The sequence below is a fragment of the Longibacter sp. genome (genome assembly GCF_051155795.1).
Lineage (GTDB): Bacteria > Bacteroidota > Rhodothermia > Rhodothermales > Salinibacteraceae > Longibacter.
The window spans coordinates 1-23089 of the sequence record NZ_DAXETW010000074.1 but is presented as its reverse complement, the minus strand read 5'-3'; the positions used below and the strand labels follow the sequence as shown (position 1 = coordinate 23089).

The 23089-nt window shown below is 60.9% G+C and carries 15 protein-coding genes and 1 pseudogene; 3 read left to right on the top strand and 13 right to left on the bottom strand.

The features are described 5' to 3' along the window. Window positions 1-17: 17 nt before the first annotated feature. The 13 genes and pseudogenes from ACFCU0_RS08125 to tssB form a co-directional block, all read right to left on the bottom strand. A complete protein-coding gene (locus tag ACFCU0_RS08125) occupies window positions 18-3203 on the bottom strand; it encodes a peptidoglycan-binding protein (protein WP_434973162.1) in 3186 nt (1061 codons plus the stop codon). A 79-nt stretch (window positions 3204-3282) separates the two neighbouring features. Beyond that, window positions 3283-4584 (bottom strand): hypothetical protein, encoded by a 1302-nt coding sequence (locus ACFCU0_RS08120; RefSeq protein ID WP_434973161.1) that lies wholly within the window; start codon window positions 4582-4584, stop codon window positions 3283-3285. A 24-nt stretch (window positions 4585-4608) separates the two neighbouring features. After that, entirely contained in the window at window positions 4609-5661 is a 1053-nt protein-coding gene (locus tag ACFCU0_RS08115; protein ID WP_434973185.1) for a peptidoglycan-binding domain-containing protein, read from the bottom strand. 216 nt (window positions 5662-5877) lie between these two features. Beyond that, window positions 5878-6171: pseudogene (locus tag ACFCU0_RS08110) on the bottom strand (PAAR domain-containing protein); the annotation flags it as partial. Between the two features lie 77 nt (window positions 6172-6248). Then, on the bottom strand, window positions 6249-6770 hold the full coding sequence (locus tag ACFCU0_RS08105; RefSeq protein ID WP_434973160.1) for a DcrB-related protein: 522 nt from the start codon (window positions 6768-6770) through the stop codon (window positions 6249-6251). 108 nt (window positions 6771-6878) lie between these two features. Next, complete coding sequence (locus ACFCU0_RS08100; RefSeq protein ID WP_434973159.1) at window positions 6879-9110, bottom strand: type VI secretion system Vgr family protein; 2232 nt, start codon at window positions 9108-9110, stop codon at window positions 6879-6881. 803 nt (window positions 9111-9913) lie between these two features. Further along, complete coding sequence (tssH, locus tag ACFCU0_RS08095; protein ID WP_434973158.1) at window positions 9914-12865, bottom strand: type VI secretion system ATPase TssH; 2952 nt, start codon at window positions 12863-12865, stop codon at window positions 9914-9916. An 89-nt stretch (window positions 12866-12954) separates the two neighbouring features. Further along, a complete protein-coding gene (locus ACFCU0_RS08090; protein ID WP_434973157.1) occupies window positions 12955-14091 on the bottom strand; it encodes a type VI secretion system baseplate subunit TssG in 1137 nt (378 codons plus the stop codon). Between the two features lie 110 nt (window positions 14092-14201). Then, the gene (gene tssF, locus ACFCU0_RS08085) at window positions 14202-15944 is read right to left on the bottom strand and encodes a type VI secretion system baseplate subunit TssF (protein WP_434973156.1); all 1743 of its coding nucleotides are present in this window, start codon (window positions 15942-15944) and stop codon (window positions 14202-14204) included. Window positions 15945-16108: 164 nt separating this feature from the next. Next, complete coding sequence (tssE, locus tag ACFCU0_RS08080) at window positions 16109-16531, bottom strand: type VI secretion system baseplate subunit TssE (protein WP_434973155.1); 423 nt, start codon at window positions 16529-16531, stop codon at window positions 16109-16111. Between the two features lie 197 nt (window positions 16532-16728). Next, window positions 16729-17205 (bottom strand): type VI secretion system tube protein TssD, encoded by a 477-nt coding sequence (gene tssD, locus ACFCU0_RS08075; RefSeq protein ID WP_434973154.1) that lies wholly within the window; start codon window positions 17203-17205, stop codon window positions 16729-16731. Between the two features lie 299 nt (window positions 17206-17504). Beyond that, on the bottom strand, window positions 17505-19043 hold the full coding sequence (gene tssC, locus ACFCU0_RS08070; protein ID WP_434973153.1) for a type VI secretion system contractile sheath large subunit: 1539 nt from the start codon (window positions 19041-19043) through the stop codon (window positions 17505-17507). Between the two features lie 54 nt (window positions 19044-19097). Continuing rightward, window positions 19098-19628 (bottom strand): type VI secretion system contractile sheath small subunit, encoded by a 531-nt coding sequence (gene tssB, locus ACFCU0_RS08065; RefSeq protein ID WP_434973152.1) that lies wholly within the window; start codon window positions 19626-19628, stop codon window positions 19098-19100. Window positions 19629-21065: 1437 nt separating this feature from the next. On the opposite strand from tssB, the gene ACFCU0_RS08060 reads away from it, so the two are divergent. The 3 genes from ACFCU0_RS08060 to ACFCU0_RS08050 all read left to right on the top strand — a co-directional run. Then, a complete protein-coding gene (locus ACFCU0_RS08060) occupies window positions 21066-21632 on the top strand; it encodes a recombinase family protein (RefSeq protein WP_434973151.1) in 567 nt (188 codons plus the stop codon). A 767-nt stretch (window positions 21633-22399) separates the two neighbouring features. Further along, window positions 22400-22768 carry a type II toxin-antitoxin system RelE/ParE family toxin gene (locus tag ACFCU0_RS08055; protein ID WP_434973150.1) on the top strand — a complete coding sequence of 123 codons (369 nt, stop codon included), beginning with the start codon at window positions 22400-22402 and terminating at the stop codon, window positions 22766-22768. A gap of 19 nt (window positions 22769-22787) precedes the next feature. Then, window positions 22788-23089, top strand: a 302-nt coding sequence (locus ACFCU0_RS08050; RefSeq protein WP_434973149.1) for a helix-turn-helix domain-containing protein, incomplete at its 3' end; no start/stop codon positions are given.

Genomic DNA, 23089 nt, shown 5'->3' with positions numbered 1-23089 from the left:
GGGGGCGGTACCCGGGCTTATTCCGGCTGGGCGGCGTTCTTCCACTGGCTCCAGTCGTGACGCTGGATGCCGAGGCGGGCCGCCGCAAGTTTCTGCTCGGGTGAGAGGTTGAGAAACTTTTCGAGGCTGCTGTTGGCCTGTGTGGGATCGCTGTAGACGGCGTCGGGGAACTCGCTGAACGGCGTCCGCGGGCGATCGTCCCAGGCTTCCTGGGTCCATCCGAAAGCGGCCATGTGTACCTGCTCGGCGTGTGTCAAGTCGTCCCAGAGCAGGTCCGGCTCGAAGTACTCGTACACCGTGCGACGCTCGAAGAAGCCGGGCGCACGCGACAGGTAGGCAACGATGTTCTCCTCCGTCAGCCCCATGAAATGCACCCCCACGTACACCTCGCCCAATTCGGTGTCGAGGACGATCCCGTGGCCCGTCTCCTGAGTCAGGTAGTTGTGTTGTCCCGTGATGTCGACCACGCCGACGCCGCCGGTGATCTTGACGTTGCCGTCGTCGGCGACCTCGAAGCCGTAATCTTTGATACCGACGTTCCACTTCGTCTTCTCCTCGCCGGTGGCCTGATTACGTTCGACCTCCACGCTGGCGTTGACGATGTTCTGCTTGTCCGATCCGACCCCCGTACTCACGCCGGCATCGGCGCCAAGGACATGGATCGGATCGCGCTTGACGAACGTGCCGTTGGCCCCGATATCGATGGTCGTTTCAACCTCCCAGCGCGCATACGGCCCGCCTTCGACGGGCGAGGGCCCGGCGACCCTCCGGAGCGAGCGCATGTCCGCCTTCGGCTTGACCTTGATCCGGAGGTACGGCATGCCCTGGCTCTGGCGCTCGTTGATGGCGTTGATGCCATCGGAAACGGCCCTCCAGGCGCGGTAATCCCAGTAGGAGCTCATCTCTTCGAGCAGCTCATCCCACTCGTCTTCCGTGCAGCCGGGGGGACGGCGGAAGGTGTAGAGCTGTGGCGGTGGCCCCAACTGCTTCAGCGCCAGCGTCTTGCGCTTCACCTCCCGTCGCTTCTCGGCCTCAGCCGCTTCCAGTTCGGCCCTCCGCTCATCTGATACGCCGGTGGCATCGCCAAAACCAAAGCCGTCTTTCGTGATCTCATCGAGGACCTCGCCGACGCCGACGTCGTCGGGCTCGGTGATGCGCTCGACCTCGGCGATGTACTGCCGGGTGGCGTCCGCATGAGCCGAGACCACGGACCGGATGGTCTTCTTGTTGCGCTCGTGGATGTTCGCTCGCGCATGGTCGATGTAGGATTCGAGCAGGCCGGAGCCCCCCCGCAGGGCAACCGTTGCCACCTGCGCTTCGGTGGGTGCATGATAGGTGATCTGGAAGCGATCGTCGTATCGGCCCACGAACGCCTGAATGCGGTCGGCCGCCGCCGGCTCGGCCACCATGTCGATCGCGTTGATCCGGTCGTCCGCGTTGACATCCTCAAAGTCGCCTCCCAGACCGCGCGTCCGGGACGCCATGTCGAGCAGCATGGGGTTCTCTGGCGCAAAAAAGGCGGCGAAGGCCCCAAAGTATCCCTGTACGGGCGCCTGTAGCGCAGCCTCGACTGCGATTTCCCCGTCCGGGTTGAAGCATCGAACGGACTCCGCATCGTAGACGATCAGGAAAAAGCCATGCTCTTGAACTACGGCATGGTAGTCCTGCAGCCACTGCTCGACGGTGTCGAACAGGCGTTCGTGATTCGGATCCGGCCCGTCCGCGCGGGCAACGAGGGCAAGGTTGTCATACGCGATCGGTCCCTGGGGGCGGTCGGGCTCGTCCCCCGCCGCGTCCTCGTCGTCTGCAGCGGTGATCTCGATATCATCCGGGTCCGTGATGACGGTGCCCAGCGGCTGGTCTGACGACGGAACCGGGGGACCGTAGCGCTCCTGGATCCACCGACGGTCCTCACGCTCCTCGTCCGGCAAGAAGGTGACGACGACCTCGGGAATCCCCGCCACGCCGAGTTGACGGCGGGTGCGCAGCACGGCCGGTACGAGTTCATTGCCCCGGCGCACACATCCGGTCTCTTCCGTCTCGCCGTGGAGGATGCGCACATAGCCGGGCGGCAGCTCCCCCTCGAGGCGGCCGTAGCCATCCTCATCGCACGACATCGACAACCGCTCCTGTGTCAAGTGAGGCTCGATGAGTAGCTGCACGTTGGCGATCGGCTCTCCGGCCTCGGACACCGCCTGGACCTCCAGGCTGTTGTTGAAGACGAGCTCCGGATCGAGGTAGGCGCGCTCGTAGGCGCTCGTGTCGTAGAACGGGCACTCGTCGATCGAGTACGTGCTCCCCTGGTTCGGTTCATCCGGCAGGGTCGGAGCATCGTGCACGGGAAAGAGCAACAGCTCGACGCGCCGGTTCGACTCGGAGCGATAGTTGTCGCGGTGCTGCTCGTCGACCGGGAACGACTCGCCGAAGCCCTTGCAGGGCCACTCGGGGTCCGCCCAGCGGATCGTCGACCGCCACTCGTCGATCATTGGCCCAACCGGTGGGCAGCCGAGCATGTAGGACAGCTCGCGGAGATAGATCACGTCGAAGAGCGCGCTCCAGGTCTCTGGTCCGATCGCGCCGTCGACGCTGATCGGGTGAGAGTCGCCGAAGCCGAGCTGGTCCTTGGCTGCATTGTAGAGCTCTTGAAAGGACCGCACCGCGTGCCGCGTGTTCGGCCCATAGGCATCGTCGACCGGTCCGGGATCAACGTCGTCATTGCCCCCCATCCGCCACGCCAGGTACTTGAGCAGTCGCTGCAGGTCGGCGACCTGGTGCCAGTCGTCCATCAGGTCGCCCCACTCGACGCGCCAGTCCCAGCCCATCAGCAGGAAGTAGACGCTCTGCGCTCGCGCGAGGGACAGCTCATCGTTATGGCGCGAGTCACCCGCCGTATCGGTGTGACCGGCGATGAGTAGGCGGAACTCGCTGTCCTGGTGGTCGCGCAGGTAGTGAAGCAAGGCGTAGAGCAGTCCGAGGCCCTGCGGCCGCATGACGCCTTCATCGTTGGTCACGATCCGTCCCGTCTCATCGTCGATCTGGAAGGGCATCATCACGGCGCTGTTGGTGCTGAAGAGGACATCGTCCAACTCTAACAGCGTCAGCCCGTGCGGCCGCACCTGGAAACGGTGCTTGTAGGCAGCGTGCAGGCGCACGCCGTCGCGAAGGCTGGAGGAGGCGGTGTTGTAAGACGCGATTTTCTTCACGGCCAGGAAGACTCTGGATCTGGGAGGTTTCGTCGCCGGATCGAAGACCCGCTGCAACGCTCCGACATAGCACAATGCGTTAATCTTCAACCGTCACCGATAGCATGTTGCCAACGGCTTCCGAGAACTCCACCGAATCGTCGTAGCCATGAGGGTTGTAGACCTTGAGGTAGGTCTTTTTATTGGACCGGTAGAGATCATAAACAGCGAATGCGTGATTCCCTGCATGGTCTTTTTTCTTCAATCCTTCTGTCGGTAAATCCGTCCCGAGCACGACGACTTTGCCTTTTTTGCAAGCCGTCTTCACTGCGTCCTTGAGCGTCTGTGCGGATGGCTCCGCTTTCATATCAAACGGAATGGATGGCTTCTGGCGCTTGTGCCGCCTAAAGTTCGTAATTTTAGGATGCGACATGTCCTTCAAGTACATCGTAGAACTGGACCCTTTCAGCCCATAAATAGAGAGAGAAGCACCTAAATTGATGGGGGTATGTCTCAAGACCTGAAGAACCGTGCTTCCCTGTCCCTGATTCACGGTCGGTTTGTAGCTTGAGAGGCGCTCGTCCTTCGAAAGTGTTTCAATCAGATGCTTGGCATATGCCACTTCTATAATGGATGACCACAAGTACTTGAATTCAATGGCATCTTTAGAAGTAATACGGCCTCCCTTAGACAGAAAATGCATTTCCGAACATGTTGCCCCGCGCGTTTTGACCTTCATCGAACCCAGCTCGACAATGTACTTGTCGGGATCCACCAGGTCCGACGTAATGATGGATTTGCGATCTTTCTTGCTAAGGGTGAAGAGCATGCAATTCAGCACCGCGTGGTAGTAACAATTCGGGAGTTTATCCTGGATCCCCTGAGAATGAACCGGCCTTCCCAGTTCGCACTCCAGCGAGGCTTCCACGTTGTCCAGAGCGTCTGAGTATGTTTTCAGGGTCGCGTTCGACGAGCGTTTACGCTCTTTCTGGATCAGGCGCTCAACGGCAAGCAGATCCGCAATCGTTAGCAACGTGTCCGTGTTTTTGCCGTCTTCAGAGACGGAAAAGAGGTCTTCCTTCATTTCTACAGCTGCTGCAAGAGCTGCTGCCGTTTGTTTTTTCTTATCTTCGGTCATCGCATGCAAGCGATTGTACCTCGTGTGTCCAATCGCTTTTTCCAGGCGGGCGTAGGCAATGGCCTCGTCCTTGACGGGAGGAAGATCCGAATCCGGGTAATCGTGCAAATAGTCCCAATCACGCACAATGCCCTGCACGAACGGCGACGTCAGGCCTTGAATCTGAAGTTTGCAGCGTGAGGCGCTCTTCTTACATACGATCTTTTGATCGGTGATCTTGAGATCGCGCCAGAGCACCGTTTCTTCCTGGTCCGGATCGGACATCTCTTTTTCGGCTCACGGGGAATATCAGCTACGAAATTCTGATCGTAGAAGGCGCTGAAACACAGCATCGACCTCTCCGGTCACGGGAAGATAATTCTCTTTCTGAAATGCCCGGATAGCCGAACGGGTACGGGGACCCATGTCTCCATCGACGTCTCCGCAGCTGTACCCAAGCGCATTGAGTTGCGACTGTACTTCTTCCAGCGTGGACCGATACTCATTCGCAAGCTCGATCTGAAATGTGTGGCCCCGGGCGTGCACCGTGATCTCTTCCGCTCCATTTAGGGGAAACGGTTCGGTCCATCCCTCTCGGTCCGTCCGTCCCTCCACGGTGCGTCCCCCAACGTCGACGGTGTAGGCAACATTCGACACGTCAGTCTCCCCATCATGAATCTGAATTTGGAAGGAATCGTCCGACAGCGCCTCTGATTCGGATGCTGAATCGTCGGACCCTGCGTCTTCATCGACATCGAATTGCTCGTCGCCGGCTTCCAGATCCGGAAGCTCCGGAATGCGCACGATACAGTCGGACACCGGAACGTCCCTCTCGCTTGCCTTCCCCTCTCGGTCAAGCGTCCCCGTGCGGCGCTCGCCGGTGCCTGTGATGATGACGTAGGGTTGGCCCGAGACAGCCTCGCCCGATTCGGTCGTGACTTCGATTTCCAAGGTATCCGCGATGAGGAGGACGGGCGACCGGGCCGTACTGGGGCCAACCACGACCTCGAAGTAGTAATCCGGCGCAGAGAACGTCCGGTCTTCGCCTTCAGGACGCAGATGCTCCTCGTCGGGCAGGTCGGGCGGATACTCGTACCGCCATTGAACCTCGACGGCACCGTTTTCTACGGTCGTCTGGATATCGGCTACGACCGTGTCTGCACCCGACAGATCCCGCTCGAAGATTTGCACCTGGGCGGGGGTGCCGTCCTCGAAGCCGATGACGTCTGCGGTCAACGTCAGTTTGTCGTCGGGGCTGGCGCGATCGGTGTCCCACTGCGCGGCGTGCACGCTGCGGAGCACCACTTCGCCCTCGCCCTCGGAGACGCCATCGACCCGAATCGTGCCATCGGTACGGAGCATGCCCTCCTGCTCGATGCCGTCCGGGTCCGTGAACGTGTACGGGACGCCGGCGACCGGCAGCCCCGCGCTGTCGACGAATTCGAACTCGATCCAGTGCGTTTCTCTGGTGGTGCTGACGCCCGTGTCGATCGTGGCTGCGACAGCACTTGCCCGGGCGCCGGCAGCCCCTCCGCCTCCACCGCCCGCGCCTCCGCTGGCAGCCCCGGCGCCCACCTCCCCGATCAGCACCGTCGGGCAGCCCATCACGATCGAGTCCGGAGGCCCGGCGCAGACGCACATATCACCCATTCGGGCCGCGGGCATCCCGCCGATCATGACCCCGGCGCTACCGAGCGTCACCGGACCGCCCACGTGCGGGACGGGCGGAACGGCGGGCGTCGCCATCGGGCAGACGTGCATGTCGCCCAGCCGCGCCGCGGGCATCCCGCCGATCAGAACGGTGGGCATCCCTGCGACGATCGAGCCGCCGTGTGCCGTCATGTCGCCGATGCGTGCTGCGGGTTTGCTCATGAGGGGTTTCAGGTTGCTAGTGGCAGGTGGTTGGTGGCATTTGCCGCGAGCGTGTCGCGCAGCTCGAGATCGGGATGCTATGATCGAGCGGAGGAACGCCTATTCGCTCTTAACGGCGATGAGCCGGGGATGAAGCCGTGAACGGCGCGACGGACGGCGGGGCCAAGCGTCTTTCTCGTTTTGCGGGTAAAGGACGCCGTGATTCGATAGCCCGTCCCCTCATGCAAGACAAACCAGACCTCCTGGTAGACCCGCCGCTCGTCCGAGGGCCACCAGACAAATGCGGCGAAGTAGGCTGGCACGCCGCAGTCGAGGCGGGTGAGTCCGCGCGCCTGGCATCGGCACCCCTTCAGCGTCTCGAGGATGCTGTCAACCTGCGGGTATGCATAGGCGAGAAGATCCTCGTCGCCCGCCTCGTCTTCCGTCGCGATCGTGATCGTGTGCTGCAGGTCGTGCTCCTCAGGCCCCATCAGCACATACGCCGTCCGGTCGGTCCAGTCCACTCCCAGGTCGATTGAAAATCGATCAGCGACGAACGTCCGAGACTCCATCGATGCCGCCGGGCTCGGACGCGAAGGCGGGGGAAGAACGCGTGCCATCGGGGAAGAGGGAAAGGTGAGAATGAAAGAGGGAATTGGGGCTCCGGGGACCGAGGCGCTCGGGGTGGTGCTCTGATTCCCGTCCCCTCACACCCCGAACGTCATCCCTCAGTTGATCTTCACCAGGGAGCCCTGGATGGTGTTGACGCCGGATGCTTTCAGGTTGGTCATGGTCCCCGATACGTCGTTCTGCATGCTGGCCTTCGACTTCACGTTCATGCCCGACGTCTCGTGGTTCATCGATGCTTTCGACTTCACGTTCGTGCCCTTCTGCTTCAGGTCCATCTGGGCCTCCAGTTTCATGTTCGCGGCTTTCATCGCATGCTCCGATTTCGCCTCCGTCTTGATGTTGGCGGCTTTCATCTTGGTGTCCCCCTTGGTTTCGACATTTAGCTCTTTGGCCTGAATATCGATCTTGCCCTTGGGGGCGTGCATGTCGATGCTCCCATTCTCAGTCTTGATCACGATCTTGTCATTTTTCAGATCAAGCACGAAAAGGTTTTTCTGGTCTTTACCGGATAGGGTGATGACCTCGTCCTTGTCGTTGATGCGGACAATGTGCTCCTTGGCGCTCTGGAGGGTGATCGCTTCGTTCTTGTCGTCAAAGATCAGCGTATGCCCCTTTTCCGTCTTCAGCGTCAGATTCTCATTCTTGTCGTCGAGGGTGACGACGTGCTTCTTCGTCGTCGAAAGCTGAATCCGGTCATTTTCGTCGTCGAGGTGAACCGTGTTTGCATCCGGACTCTCGAGCTTAACCTTCGCTTTGTCGACCGTGTCGTCCATGATGAGCTGGTTGCCCGCCTTCGTCCGGATGATGTTCTCGGCCTTATTCTCGGCCACAACCGGCGACTTCTGCGACGGATTGGAAACGCTGGATAGCACGACGGGGCGGTTGGGGTCACCGTTCATGCAGGCCCAGATCATCTCGGTGTCCTCGTGCTCGCCGAAGTGAACGCCGTGATTGGGTCCAGTGTGCATTTGCCCTTTCCGAACGGGCAGCGTCGCCTCACCGCTCTTCGTGTCCGTCCGGCGGTCGAAGTCCATTTTCAGCCGGTAGCGGCCCTCTTCATCCACGTAGGCGTAATCGCCCCCGGTAGACTCGGTACGCGCGGTCATGATGCCGGGCACTTTCGGCACCGGCGTCCGTCGCGGCGGGCGGTAGGCAACCTCGGCCGGGATGCACGTGAACGTGTTTCGGTAGACCGGCTCGTCGGGGCGTGCGGCCGTGCCCTCCCCGGAGGCATCGCCTCCAGCGTGTCCCGCGTCCGACTGGCCCGCCCCGCCGGCGTCCCGCGCAGAACCAGAAGAGCCGTCCCCGCCGAAGAGGTTTCGGGTTGCCCCATGCGCTCCGCGATGCTCGACCTCGGTGACCAGATACTCGCCGTCTCCGTCGCTCCGGTAATGCCCTTCGAGCGTAAACGTATGCCCCGGTCGCAGGCCCGAACACGTGCTTTCCCCCCTCAGGACCTTCCGCTGGCACTCAATCTCCTCGTTCCGCACCCGCGCGAGGCGCTTCCCGGTCTCGGTGTCCGGGAAATCCTCGCCGTACTCGTAGCGCACCCCGGGCATGTCATCGTTGATCTTCGACTCGACCTCGAGCCGCGTCTCGGGCGTGCGGTAGTTGTAGTCTTTGAGGACGACCGATCCCGTGACCACCCGTTCGCGACCCGTGAAGCGAAAGACCGCCTCCTCGCTCGGGACGGTGCCCTGGCTGGCGTTGAAGTCGAGCGTGGACGGACGGGCCATCTCGGGGTTCTGGGCACGGTCGTCGGTGAGGACGAGAATGTCTTCGGTCCCGTCATGCTCGAAGAAATATTGGATGCCCTCGTATTCCAACAGCCGCTGCACGAAGTCAAGATCGGTCTCTTGATGCTGGACGCAATACTCGCGGGGCGAGTAGCTCTCGGACAGGTCGAAGCGAAATCCAGAACTGGGCAGGCCGGCCTCTTCAAGCACCTGCGTGACGATCTCTTCGACCGTGGCCTCCTGGAAAATCCGGCTCTGATAGCGGAGCGAGAGCGTCCAGAGGCGAGGGACAAGGACGGCGCGGTAGCGGTACTGCCCGTCCGCGCTGGGCCCCTCCTCGTAGAAGTCGGAGACGATGCCACAGGTGGGGACGTCCTCCGCCCCCTCGATGTCACGGCGGGTGGTGAGCGTAGCGGACTGGTTGACGACATCGGCGAAAGCAACCTCGGGATCGTCCGAAACCAGAGCGATCTCAAATTCGAAGGGTTGTGAAATCAACTCTTTGCCGGTGTAGTCAACGACCGTGAAGACGTCGGGACTGAGCGTCGACACCTCGAAGCGGTGATGGGCAACGTTGGCAACAAAATCAGACATGGAGCCTGGCATCTTGTGCAAAGGATGAAAGCAACCGTGCGAGGGATGATCGTCTATGCCCGGTGAGAGGAATCTCTGCCTGGGCGCAAGCCAGACGCCCCGTCGAACACGTCCCCGTTTGTATCACACCGGGTAATGGCATCACGTCTCGGACGAAAAGGCCCGATATCACAATGCTATGCTCCCCCATCGCTCAACGGATATGCCGGGAGCACCGGCTACTACAGAATGCGTTAAATCGGCCCGCAGCATGACATCTAAACCCCAAAAAGCGATTCAGAACGATGTAAGATTGTCGCTGAAATATACCGCCTGGCAGATCGCCATGATCGGTCGTCTAGCGGGGAGCGGTATCTCCTGAGGATGATGCAACGGGAGCGCGGGTAAGGTGCGATGCGATTGCCACGGGCCGCCCGTCCTTCAGCACCGCGGCCCCGGCGAAGACCCGTTCGCGACCGGGGAAGCGAACGATGGGCCTCTGTTGGGGGCCGGAGCGGCAATTTCGACATCGACGGGCTAAGCCACGGCCTCGGCCCCGGTGAGGAAAACGGTAACGGCGTCGGTTAAGACGTCGGTACAGACATCGAGACGCAGAGTGCAGACGCAGCCTGGAGACCGCGAAGCGATCGTCAGCATCATGGGGGATGCAATCAGACATAGGGCCAGAGGTCGAGGGTGCTGGTTTCGGGCGCACGTCTCACCAGGGTCATCTCTCATGCCTGCCAAAAACCAGCAGGGAATACGGAGTTCTGAGCGTGATGGATGCATCGCTGGGCCCCACGCGGAGGCGGCCCGCCAGGGACCTATCCGGGTCGGGAGGCGTCCGTCGTCTCTTCTTCATCCGAGGAATGAGTGGCTGCCGATTCCTGCTCGTGATCGAACGCCGAGGAGGGGTCCACGATGTCGGAAGCGCCGGCCTCGGCGAAGGGTTCGGCCGAGCGAGCCTCGCTTTGAATCTCGTCCCCGAACGTGTACGTGAAGTTGCCTTCGTCGTCGAACCCGAGGGTCAGAGCGTTCGGCATCGTCTCTTCGGCCATATGCCCCAGGAGTGCACGAGACGCTTCCGGTAAAACCGTCCGGTCAAGGATAAAGTCGATATTCCGGGCGCCGGAGTCGACCTGGGTACAACGCTCGGCGATTCGATCGACGACGTCCGGCGCAAAGCCGAACTCCATCTCGTGTGCCCGCTCCAGTCGGGTGCCGATGGTGCCGAGCTTCAGACGCGTGATCTCCATCATCGCGTCTTTGACGAGCGGGTAGTACGGAACGACCTTCATCCGGGCCAGGAGCGCGGCCTGAAAGTGATTGACGAGCCGGCTATGGATTGCCTCCCGGAGCTGGTCGGGCGTGGGGCGCTCGTCTTCGGTGCACACCTGCAGAAAGACGTCCGAGCCGATGTTCGACGTCATCAGGATGACGGTGTTTTTGAAGCTTATTTCCCGCCCTTCGCCGTCGCGCATGAATCCGCGGTCGAAGACCTGGTAGAAAAGCTCCATGACATCGACGTGCGCCTTCTCGACCTCGTCGAGGAGAACCACCGAGTACGGTCGTCGGCGGACCGCCTCGGTCAGAATGCCGCCTTCCCCATAGCCGACGTATCCGGGAGGCGCCCCCTTGAGCTGGGCGACGGTGTGGCTTTCCTGGTACTCGCTCATGTTGATCGTCGTCAGGAAGCGTTCGCCTCCGAAGAGCTGCCGCGCGAGCTGGCGAGCGGTCTCGGTCTTGCCCACCCCGGACGGACCGACGAGCAAGAATACGGCGATCGGGGCGTCGGGATTGCCCATTCCGGCCTTGGCCGAACGAATTGAATCCGCCACTTCGCCAAGGGCTTCGTTCTGCCCGCGGATCACGGACTGCAGCCGGTCCTCGAGTGAAAGAAGGGTCTCGGCCTCATCGCGCAGCATGTTGCCGAGAGGAATGCCCGTCCAGTCCGAGATGATGCGGGCGACGGCGTCTTCGTTGACCTCCGCATGCACCAGGGCCGGTTCCTCGTCGCGGAGCGCTTCGAGGTCGACGCCAAGTTGGTCTAGCCGCCCGTGCAGGTCATCGACCACGTCCTGAGCGTCGGACTCCGTCATTTCCGATGGATTGGGAGACGCCTCCGCGTCTTCCACATCCGGCTCGTCCGACGACTCCGATGTGCTCGCGGGCTTCGGTGTTGGGGTGCCGGCCGTCAACGCGCCGGATTCCGAGGCGCCGTCCCCGGAGACACCATCTCCCGACACCACCGACCCGCCGATGATCTTCCGCCGAACGTCTTCGATCTCGTCCACCAGCGATCGCTCGGAATGCCATCGCGCCTCGAGGGTTGCGTACTCGGCTTCGAGGGCCTCGATGCGCTCTCGCAGCGTATCGAGCTCGCCGTCGTCAGCACGAAGGCGGGCGGAAAGGTCGCGCTCCAGCGCGGTAAGTTCGACGTGCAAGTGATCCAGACGGCGCTGCAGAGTGTCGAGAGCCGCCGGCCGGGCGTCTTGAGACATCTTCACGCGCGCCGCCGCCGTGTCCATCAGGTCGACGGCTTTATCGGGCAGCTGCCGCCCAGCGATAAACCGATCCGAGAGAAAGGCAGCCGCGCGGGCGGCCTCGGCGGTAATATGAACGTCGTGGTGGGATTCGTACTTCGATTTGATTCCCTGAAGCATGATCGTCGCCATGTCAGGGGACGGCTCGTCGATCTTGACGAGCTGAAACCGGCGCTCCAGGGCCGGGTCTTTTTCGATGTACTGCTTGTATTCGGACCACGTCGTCGCAGCAATCGTCCGGAGCTCGCCGCGAGCGAGGGCGGGCTTGAGAAGGTTTGCGGCGTCGCCGGTCCCCGATTTTCCGCCGGCCCCGATGAGGGTGTGGGCCTCGTCGATAAACAACAGGGTCGGGCGCGCAGCCTCCCGGACTTCCTGGATGACGGACTTGAGACGGCTCTCGAATTCGCCCTTGACCCCGGCGCCTGCCTGAAGGAGCCCGAGGTCCAGGACCCGGATTTCGGCTTCGGCGAGGCTTTTCGGGACGTCCCCCGCCGCAACGCGAAGCGCCAACCCTTCGACCACGGCCGTCTTTCCGACGCCGGCCTCCCCGACGAGAATGGGGTTGTTCTTGCGACGCCGGCTGAGGATGTCGACGATCTGTCGGATCTCCCCGTCGCGCGCATAGATCGGGTCGATGTCTCCGCCGCGGGCCTGTTGGGTCAGGTTGTAGGTGTACTGGCCGAGGGCGCTATCGTCGGCCGTCTCACCGTCCGACGCCGGGGCCGCCGACGTCATCGGCCGCGTCGTTCGCGAGACGCGGTCTTCATCAGACCCTGCGGTGATGTCCCGAAACTGCTCCCGGAGTTCATCCGATCGGATGGGGGCGAGCGCCTCGGCGATTTCTCCGGTAAACAGCGTCGGATGCTCGCGAAGCGCTTCGAGGATGTAGCCAGACCGAATGGCCCGGGCGTCATGGTGAACGGTCGCGACGACCAGGGCATCCTCCAGGAGGTCCATCAACGGCGGGGAGAACGTTGGCCGCCCCGTGTTTCCGGCTTTCAGTTCGTCGATGTGGACCAGCAGCGCCTGCCAGAGCTCACCGTCGTCGACGCCGAAGTGGCTTAAGATCCGCGGAATGTCGCCGCCGCCGTCCTCCATCAGCTTCAGGAGGAGATGATGGAGGGTGACCTCGTAGTGCATGCGCGAGGTGCAGAACCCCGCGGCCGCTTCGAGGGCACGGGTCGAGTGGTCGTTCAGCTTCTGCAGCAGCTTTTTGACGTCTTTGGCAACCATGGCGAGACGGATCAGGTGAAATCGACAAAAGGCAGAACGGTAGCGATGAGTCCCACGCGAAGAAAGCCGAAACCTCGGCGCTCGTCGGACTACGGGGAGGCGGAGGTCGGGGGGCGGGTGTCGTACGCGACGACCTCGGAGACGAGCTGGTCGGGGGGGCGTCCGAGTCGGGCCGTCGAGCCCACCCGGGAGCGTTTGTCCCCGAGCGCAGCCGGTTGAAGTTCGCTCGGATCGAGGAGAAGCTCGACGTCGTAGTCGAGCGACCCGTTGAGATACAGACCCACCGCGGAGCGCAGGAGGTCGGCTTTTGCACCGCCGGGACGGAGGGCGCGATAGGCCGACAGGTCGAGGGGACCGACGGCGATCCGAAATTTCCCCGCCACGTCGTATAGGCGTCCGCCAACGACGCCGTCTCCACCCAGACCAACCGGCCGAGAGCTGCGGCGCCCGAGCGTCGGGCGCTGGCTGATAGCGGTCCAGCGTCCAATATTTTCTCGCACGCGAACGGGAACGTCGAGCACGTGGCTGAGGAGGGCTTCAAGCCCCTCCCGGTTGCGTACATGGCCCGACAGCCGACCGGCGAAGGCGGCCCAGTGAAGGCGAGAGGGATGCGCGCCCGGTGCAACGTTCGGCGGGTTCGCCGGAGAGGGATCCTCTCCGGCCTGCGCCGTGGACGCTGCATCGAGAGACGACCCGCCGGAGGAGCCTGAGATACGACGATGCCGGTCAGCGGGCGGCTGGTGGTGGACGCCGAGCCCAGCCAGGCTCCGAAACACGTGAGCGTGCGTTGAGGTCTGCCGATCCGGGCGGAGCTGCGTCAGGTCAAGAAGCGGCCGGTACTTTTTCCAGGAACGGAAAAAGAGGCTGTAAACCCGGTGGTTGAAAATGTCGAGGAACGCCTGGAGACTGCCTTCATCCGACCGGGCAACATGCTCGACAAAGTAGGACGGCAGCGGCGAATTGATGCCGTATAGCCCCATAAACGTGACCGTGACGTCGACAATCGGCGTCTCCGAACGGTCGGGATTGTCAATCGCCTCGATCCGCCGAACATCGGAGGCAGGAAAGACCGTCGACCCGTCCGCGGTAATCCGAAGGCGGGCGTCCGCGCGCCGTGGCGAGACCTCGAACATCTCATCGGGATGACGGCCCCCGAATCGCTGTTGCAGCAGCCACAGGGCCTGGAAAAACTCAAATCGGTAGGCCTGATTGAAGAGATCCTGCATGACGGTGCCCCTCACGGCCGCCTCCCCCCTGCCCGGTTTCGTCTCCGAAGCATGGGGGGAAGAGAGCCCACGCGGGGTCTCGCCATCCCGTTCGTCTGTGGCCACCGCATCTATAGAAGCGGCAGCGTCCCGTCCAGAGGATCCCACGTCAGGCGGCGGTTGGATGGATGAGTGAGAATCGTGAGGTGCACGAAGGTGTTGATCGTCGCGTATGTCGACAGAAACCGGCTGAGGACGTTGCCGAACAGGGCGAGGTCGCCCTCGTCGGCAAAATGCCCGTCCTCGACTTCGATCTCGACGTCGACGCCCCGGCGAATACTCCCGCGATCCAGGCGTTCGGACGGCTCCCAGTCCACCCGGCGAATGCCTTCGATCCGGCGCCGCGTGGCGGGGGTGTCCGCCCAGTCATACAGGGCGAGCGTGCGCTTGAGTGCCTCTACCGACAGGACGGAGGTTCGATTGTGGGCGAGATGCGAGATCAGCATCCAGTACAGCCGCGGATGCCGGTCGAGGGGAGGGAGGATTTCGCGAGACGGTTGCGTCAGGTTGCGGAAGGAGGCCACATTGACGTAGCCCGATCCAGGTTCGGTGATGTCTCCCTCGCGAAGCTCCTCGCGGGGCGTGTTGCCGTTCGTGCAGCGCACCTCGACGGTGAGTGTCTCCTCGGCAAGCTCTTCCACGGAGGCGCCGACGCCCCCGATGGACAGGAAAGTGTCGTACGACCCGGTCGGCCCGATGCGGGCGGTTTCTGAGTAGACGGGGTCGTCGCCCGTGTCGTGGCGCATCGACAGGAACGGCTGATACGACTTCCGCTGTCCAGTTGAGGACACCGTGCCGACGACATCCTGGATTGAGTACACGGACACGCTCTCGGGGCGGCGCATGTCCCCGCGCACCCGGTACTCCGACGCGCGGTGCGTGACGCGAACCGGCTCGGCGTCGGTCTCGAAGAGGTTCACGACCGGCGTGCAGTGCATCCGAAGATTCTCCTTTCCGAAGGCCCACTTTTCGGGATACGACCGGTCGAAGTGGACCTGGACGGAGAACGTAGACGTCTCCGGCATCGAAGCCAGGGCGTCGAGCCCGCAGATATCGATGAACCAGAATTTAGGACGGAAGCAAAAATACTCCTGGAGCAGCCGGTATCCGGTGAAGGACTGCTTCGAGTACGGCACCAGTCCTTCGTCGGACTGCAATCCGACCGGACGCACCCACTTTTGCCCGTGCCGATGAACGGTCTGGTCCCCCGCCTGAATCGTCAGGCCCGAGACGTGCCGGGTGAAATAAAGATACATCCGGCTCGCGTCCGACGGGTCGGCGTAGAAGTACAACCGAAGGCGATCGAGATCCAGATCAGCCAGCGTCGCGTTCCGATCGACGGAAAACGTGAGCGTCGCGGACGTGGACGACGGATCAGGCCATTCGAGGCCGACGTCGGTGAGTTCGATGGGCTGTAGGGTGACCGGGTACGTAGTGGTGAACCGACACGGCGTTGACTCGTCCCCGACGGCTCGTGACTGGACCTCGACGCCCGGTTCGAACACGGTCGTTTCCTGCAGCATGCTGGGCCGCGGTGTGAACTCCAGAATCGAGAACGAGGGCACCGGGCGGACGAGGTGCGGGTGCATCAACCGAAGCAACCCTTCGGAATACTGCGGAAGCTCGTCGTCGAGCCGCTCGCGAACACGTGCCGTCAGAAACGCCACGCCCTCAAAGAGGCGCTCCACGTGCGGGTCCCGATCGGTCAAGCTATCCACGTTCAGGTATCGCGCCTGATCGGGGTGGACCTCGGCAAACGCACGACCCGCCTCCTGCAGGTAGCGCATCTCATCCTCAAAGTAATCCTGGATCATAGCGCAGAAGCGTGGAACGGTGGACGGTGGTCGGCAAAATCCGGCGCGGCGCGGTCTCTACGTTCGGACGGCGCAATCTCTGAACGGGGCGATGTCATCGACAAACATGACGGCGAGGCCGATGAAGTCGACCATGAGACCCGTACGGATGCTGGTGAGGTCGATTAGCGATGTCGGTCTCGTGAAGCCGCCACGTTGACGAGTTCGTGGGAGGAGAAGACCGTCTGAAACTCAGCGCGCTGCCCGTTCTCAAGCTCCCCTGCAAGCAGAAACACGAGCCGCATGTTGAGACGGTCGGTTTCCTTGTAGGTGACGTGGACGCGTTTGAGGCGCGGCTCGAAGCGTTCGACGGTCGACTTGATCGATCGCTGGAGATCCACGACCGAGTCCGGCATGTCGCGATAAATCTCCGAGATGCTTGGCAGGCCGTAATCCGGCATGTGGCGGAGCGATCCACGCCGGGTGCTGAGCAGGTGATTCAGGTGGGTAACGACGCTCATCAGCGTGCGCTCATCCTGAGCCACGCTATCGATGCGGCGCCCGTCCGCGAAGCGCCCACTCAACACGTCGAAGAGTCCGGCATCCATAAGCAATTACGATCCATGAGGGACAACCCGTGGCTGCAACGCGCAGAGTGCGCCAGCAACCTGAAACGCGCTCGAGCGATGCGCTTTGCTTCGCCAGGACCGCGCGTGGCTTGTGCGCGACGGTCTGCAGCCCGAGAGCGGCACCGGGCAGAATCCTCCGGCGCCGCTCAGGGGAGCAGTCTTGCAGGGAAGACGGCCTACGCCATCTCGACGGCCCATCCGTCTTCGTACTCCATGCCCGCGGAAATGTGCTTCCAGAGAATCTTCTCGTACGAAAGATCCACGGCGGCCCGATGACCCGTTTCATCAAGCTCGGGGTTCTGGGTGTCCGGGAGCTGCATTTCGACCGCAGCAACCCGTACGTTCGTCATCATGTGGGAGAAATAGTGCTCCTGAAGCCCATCATCCGTGATGCGGTACCACATCAGTTCGAGCTCCTCGAGCACCTCCCCACGGCAGACCGCCTGATATAGCGATGGGATGGCGCGGTCGGCTTCCAGGATCAGGTTCATTTTTCCGTGCCGGCGCTCCCCCATCGGGATGCCGCGCTGCGAATCGGTGGGGATATCGACGCGGTGATTGACTTGCACGACCTGTGTGGTGCCCTCGCGACCCCCCTTCAGGTTGTCGCCTTCAATTCCGTTCGAGTACTTCAGGGCGCATTCAAGTGCCATAACTGGTATCCTCCCTCGTTGGGGTTTTCGTTCTTGGATTGGCGTGATTCGTTCGATGGTGCTTAGGTACTGCTTCGCGAGCGCCGGAAACGTCGGCGGCTCCGCAAACGCTACGGGTCGCACGGGAGACACGTGGAGGAAAACCACTCCGGCCTCCATGCGATACTGCTTGACTCATAAGATTTCTAAGATTCCGCGTACCCGTGGCCAACCTGCATCTGCCCGGGCTGCGGCATGTGCGTGGACCGTGGGGCGACACGGACGTTGCCGTCCTGCCACGTTGCCGTCTTGCCAAACGGTTATTCGGCCTTCGGCATTTTGCCGACGAGCGACAGGTTGATGTCCATGCCTTCGATCTGGAAGTGCGGCATAATCATCATCGAGACGCGGTAGAAGCCAGGGTTTGACTCGATATCCTCGACGGTCACCTTTCCATCGCGGAGCGGGTACTTGGCGATCAAGTCCTCCGTCGGGTTGGGCATGCGCGTGATCAGGTTGCGCATCCAGTTATTCAGCTCGTTCTGGATCACGCTTGCATCTTTCGTGGCGCCGATGTTCTCGCGCTGCAGCACCTTCAGATAATGCGCAATGCGGGATGCGAGCAGGACGTACGGTAGGCGCGCGTTGATGCGGCTATTCGCCGTCGCCTGCGGGTCGTCGTACTCCGTGGGCCGCTGCGCGGAGTTGGCGGAGAAGAAGCAGGCGTAGTCTCGACCCTCGTACACGCTCAAGGGAATAAAGCCGAGGTTGGCCGCTTCAAACTCGAGCGTCTCGCTGATCGGCACCTCGGTGGGGATCTTCATCTGCTTGCCACGACCGGCGTCGTACAGGTGCACGGGGAGGTCTTCGACCTTGCCGCCGGACTGCGGGCCGCGAATCTGGTTCGTCCACCCGTCATTGATAAACGCCCGCACCATGTTGGCTGCCATCGGGAAGACGGCGTTGCTCCACAGGTACTTCTCGTGATCCTCGCCGGTGACCCCTTCTTCGTATCCGAAGCCCTTCACCGGAACGGTATCGGGTCCGTAGGGAAGGCGAGACATGAACTTGGGAAACGTCAGCCCTACGTACCGAGCGTCTTCGGTGTCGCGGAAGGCATTCCACTTGGTGTATTCCACCGTGCTCAGGTGTGCCTCGAGATCCGGGATTTTCTTCCAGTCCTCCATCGACTCCTTCCCGAAAAACTTCGGCCCAACGGAGCCGAGGAAGGGACAGTGCGACGAGGCGGCGACCTTTGACACGTTTTGCAGCAGGGCGATGTCGGGCGCGGTGTTCTCGAACTCGTAGTTCGAGACGATGGCGCTGTACGGATCGGCTCCGGGCTGGTCGTAGGCGCCTAAGTACACCTGCTCGTAGAGCGGCGACTGGATGAGCTCGGGCACGTCCTCGAAGGAATACCGCAAATCGTCCTTCGACGCGTTCAGCATCTCGATCTGCACGTTCTCGCGGAAGTCCGTCCGGTCGACGACGAACTTGAGCCCGCGCCAGGCCGACTCCAGCTCCTGGAACGCATCGTGATGGAGGATTTCGTCGAGCTGCTCGCTGATCTTCTCGTCGATCTGGGCGACGAGGTCGTCGAGCAGGTATTTATCGATCTTCTCGACCTTGTCTTCGCGCTGAGCAACGGCATCGAGAAACACGCGGAGGGCAGCGGCGACGAGTGCTCCCTTTTCTTTTTCCGCATTGGCCTCGTTGTCGTCGAACTCGTCGATGTCTACTTGCTTCGACGGCGCGTGGACGTCGACCTGCGCGAAGATGTTGTCGAGGAGACTGGCTTTTTCTTCCGTCTGAACGGTTTCGGCCGCATCGGGCGTCTGTGCGGATTTTGCGTCAGCCATGGTGTGTCGTGTCGGGTTGAAGTGGGACTCGAACCGAAAGGAAACAGTCGACGGCTATTCTACGTCGTCGGGCGCCGCTCCGTCCGTGGCTTTGGCACCCGCGGGCGGGACGAACTGGTCGAGCTCCTCGGCGAGGGCCTGCAGCGCGTCGTCGTCACTTACGATCTCTTCGAGCTTTTTGCGGAACTCCCGAGTGCTCACCACGCGGTTGCGCAGATCCTGCAACAGGTTCCGCATCGCAAGAAGCCGCGTGAGCTGGGGCACCTGTCGCGCGACGCTCTCCGGCTTGAAGTCCTTCATATTCTGGATGTCGATCTCGACGGCAATCTCGCCGTCGTCTTCGCTCAGACGGTCGGGCACGGTGTAGTCGAGCCCCAAATCCATCGACTCCATCACGGCGTCGAAGTTATCGCTCGTGATGTTGATCGATTCCCGGTCGGCAAGCGGCGTGTCGTCCTCTCGACCAAGGTAGTCGCCCATCATCAACAGGCGAAGGGGAAGCTCGACTTTTTCCTCGGCATCGCCCTTCTGCAACTCCAGAAAGAGGTTGATGCGCGAAGGGGGTTTTTCTTTTTGAAACGACATAACGGGTCGATGGAAGCTGGTGAAAGGCGGAGGTTCACACGTCGGGAGTACAGTCAGGAGTTAAAACACAGGTAGCAACTCAAGGGGCCGCATCGAGAGCAGAACGGGCACAGTGTCCCGCAGGGAGCGACTGAACCTTCCGGGTTCCGGAACAGGATCATGCAATTTACACCATGTTCACCACTGGCCTCTCGCTCCAACTCTCAAAGGGGAAGGGGAGAAATGGATGGTCTTCCGGTCCAATCATTCTCCAATAATCGAGAATGACGGGAGCTTTGGATGAATCCAGTCCCATACCGAAGGGCTTTCGCGTCGTCATCCAGGCCCTGTCGACTCTTGCAGTTCGCACGCTCTCCCTGGGTCACACGGATCTCAGGTGCGGAGGGCACCGCCAACCCGCAAGGTCCCGTTGGTGGGGCACGACAATTCGTTTTGTCGCGCCCGGTGGCGATGCATTGCGCGATACATGGATGGATACATTGAGTCATCCCCCCTCGGTTGACCACGGATCGTTTTGACCAGCTTCGCGATGTGCAAAGGGTCGTACGGCCACGAATCCGGGAAATCGCTTCCCGCTTCACTCTTCTATGCGTGAAATCCGCCGAAAAGCGGTCACGCCGTTTTCATATTGTTGACACTGTGCCCCCGAGCGAGCATGCAACGCCGATATGAAGGAGCGACGTATACTCTCCGATGTGCAGGGTACCCATCATGCGCCGGGGTTCTGGCGACGCGACCGAGATCTACTTTGCCCCGAACTGGACGACCGCGCGGTGCGACATGAGCGCTGTGATCAAATAACCGATTGCACTTGGGCGCGCGACCGGCCTCTGGTACGGCGTAGATGCACAGGCGGATAAGATCGTCGCCGCTAGCCTTGATTGTCGTTGGCCTGAATAGCCGCTGGCCTCAACCGGATAGGCTGCCAGGATCCCCGTCACGGTTCGTAGACCCCATTGATCGTAGATCCTATCGAGCGATCCAGGCAGGCGTGGGCACACGTATGAGCGGGCGGGGCGTGAAATGAGTCGAGGGCTCGCGTCTACTGGTTTCACCGTGGACACGACGTCGGCAACATGCAATTCCTTACTCCACAGCACGTCGAAACGGAGAACCGGTAGCCGAACGTGTCTGCTACTCATCAAGCACATGCTTCAGAAGGTGGGCACGGGGTCATGTGCGATCGGCTTGCCATGAACCCGATTACGAAAGAGTCGGTCGCTGCAAAAGCAGGCGCATAACGGTCTTTAGGAGGTGTCAAAAAGGGGGCATCTGAACGAACCCTTCTGAGCTCGCGGAGACCGGGATTCCCAGAGGGGTCAGAAACCGTTCGTTTATTGACACCCCTCTGTGGAGGCCGTAATACGAAGCCTTGTGCATAGGTTTTTTAGTTTGTGACCTATGATACAGACAGCCCTCTGACGGGGCTTCCCTCCCATGCGCATCGGATATGCCCGTGTATCGACCGGCGAACAGAAACTCAACCTTCAACTGGACGCCTTAGAAGCGGCAGATTGCAAGAAGACGTACACCGATACGATCTCGGGCGCGACATCGAGCCGCCCAGAGCTCGATAAATGCCTGGAGCACCTCAGAGAAGGCGATACCCTGGTGGTTTGGCGCCTCGATCGATTCGGCCGGTCGCTGAAAGACCTCGTCACCAAGATCGAAGCCCTGGACGAACGGGGCGTTGAGTTTGTCAGTCTCACCGAAGGGATCGACACGACCACCGCGCAGGGCCGATTGGCGTTTCACCTCTTCGGCGCTTTGGCTGAGTTTGAGCGGGAAATCGCCCGGGAGCGGACGGTGGCCGGGCTGCGGGCGGCAAGAGAACGCGGACGGGTGGGTGGACGGCCCAGGGCGCTCTCGGAGGAGGACCTGCCGCAGGTCCAGGCACTCATGAAGGACCCGTACGTCTCGACCGCGCAAATCTGCGAGCGGTTCGATCTGTCAAAGGCGACGCTGTATCGATCCGTCGGACCCGATGGCAAACGCCGACGCTAATACGTGAAACTAAATTTCTTGCGGTCATTGCCGGGTTTCTGTGTCCATTTTCCACGTTCAGGTTTGGTTTCTCAATACCCGCACCGCAATTAAACAGGGGGTTACAACTCCTTCAGTCTCTCTTTTAGCTCATCTCACATGGAGGAAGTCCTTCCATGGATCAAGGAAAATCCGGTTGTCTCTAGCGTGCTCGCAACAGTTGGTACTTCTTTTTTAGTCATGCTTACAATAGGAGCCGTCTCAAAAACCAGAAGCTGGATACAGAATAGCGAGGACGACGGAACTGGCACTCCAAGCTCCAACCTCAAAGTCGAGTTCGCGAAACAAGGGCGAGGCAAAATCGGTGGAGGAGGACTTTTCACGGTTACACTCCGAACGATGACGAAGCGAGAGAGAAAGCTTGGGACATTGAGCTTTGGATCTACGAGATGCCGATTTCTGAGCATAACCGGTTTGATCTCAGAGAGAAACTACCCGTTGACCTCGTTCTTCGACCTGCTGGACGGTTCACGTTCCTCGTTGAATATTGGCCTACGGAGCCGTAGAAGGTTGACCCTGTCGTTGCGTTTGTCCGGTGGAGCGACTCCGACGGACGGCACAAGAGCCGCCGAAAAGCTTTCCCATCGGAGCTCTGACATACAGCAAGACTCCATTCCCGGAAGCCAGAACATGTGATTTGTAACGTCTGCCAGAGTTTTAGGAACGTCTCCAGACTAACGCCATAGACGTTATGCAGATTTGCATTACGTCAGTAGATAGTCCTGTCAATGCCTGAGAGCCATCGTCAAAAGCTATATTTTCACCCAGCTGCTAAGAAGGACTATCAGAATCTCCCAGCCCCCATACAGGATGATGCTGGTCATAACTTGGACCGGGTGCAACAAGGGCTTCAGCCCGAATGCAAATTCGGCTACCTTAGTGGCATTGGCTCAGGCGTCCAAGAGCTGAAAATCCCTTACGACACCAATACCTACCGCATTGTCTACGTCGTCAAACTGAGTGCTGGCATTTTTGTGTTGGACGCCTTCAACAAGAAGTCCCCAACAGGAAACAAGCTATCTAAAAATATTCAGGAGCGAATCTCGAGTAGATACGAGGACGCGAAAGAATATAGCCGGCAGCTATCCCAGTCGTAGCAACAACCCTCCTGGACCCATGAAACCCACCGAAACGACCTTCGACGGCCCATACGATAGCGCATTCGACGTCATTAAAGACAAAGAACGCGCTGCAAGTATGAAGATCCGTTCCAAACTCGCCGTTCGCCTCACCGCACACATTAAAGAAGAGGGTTATACCCAATCTGTAGCCGCAGAGGAGCTAAAGGTTGACCAGTCTCGCATCAGTCGTCTTCTCAACGGCCGCATCAGCGGCTTCACGATCGACGCACTAATTGACATGTGTCACCACGCCGGCATCAACGTCGACGTGATCTTCGACGAAGAAGATGGCCTACA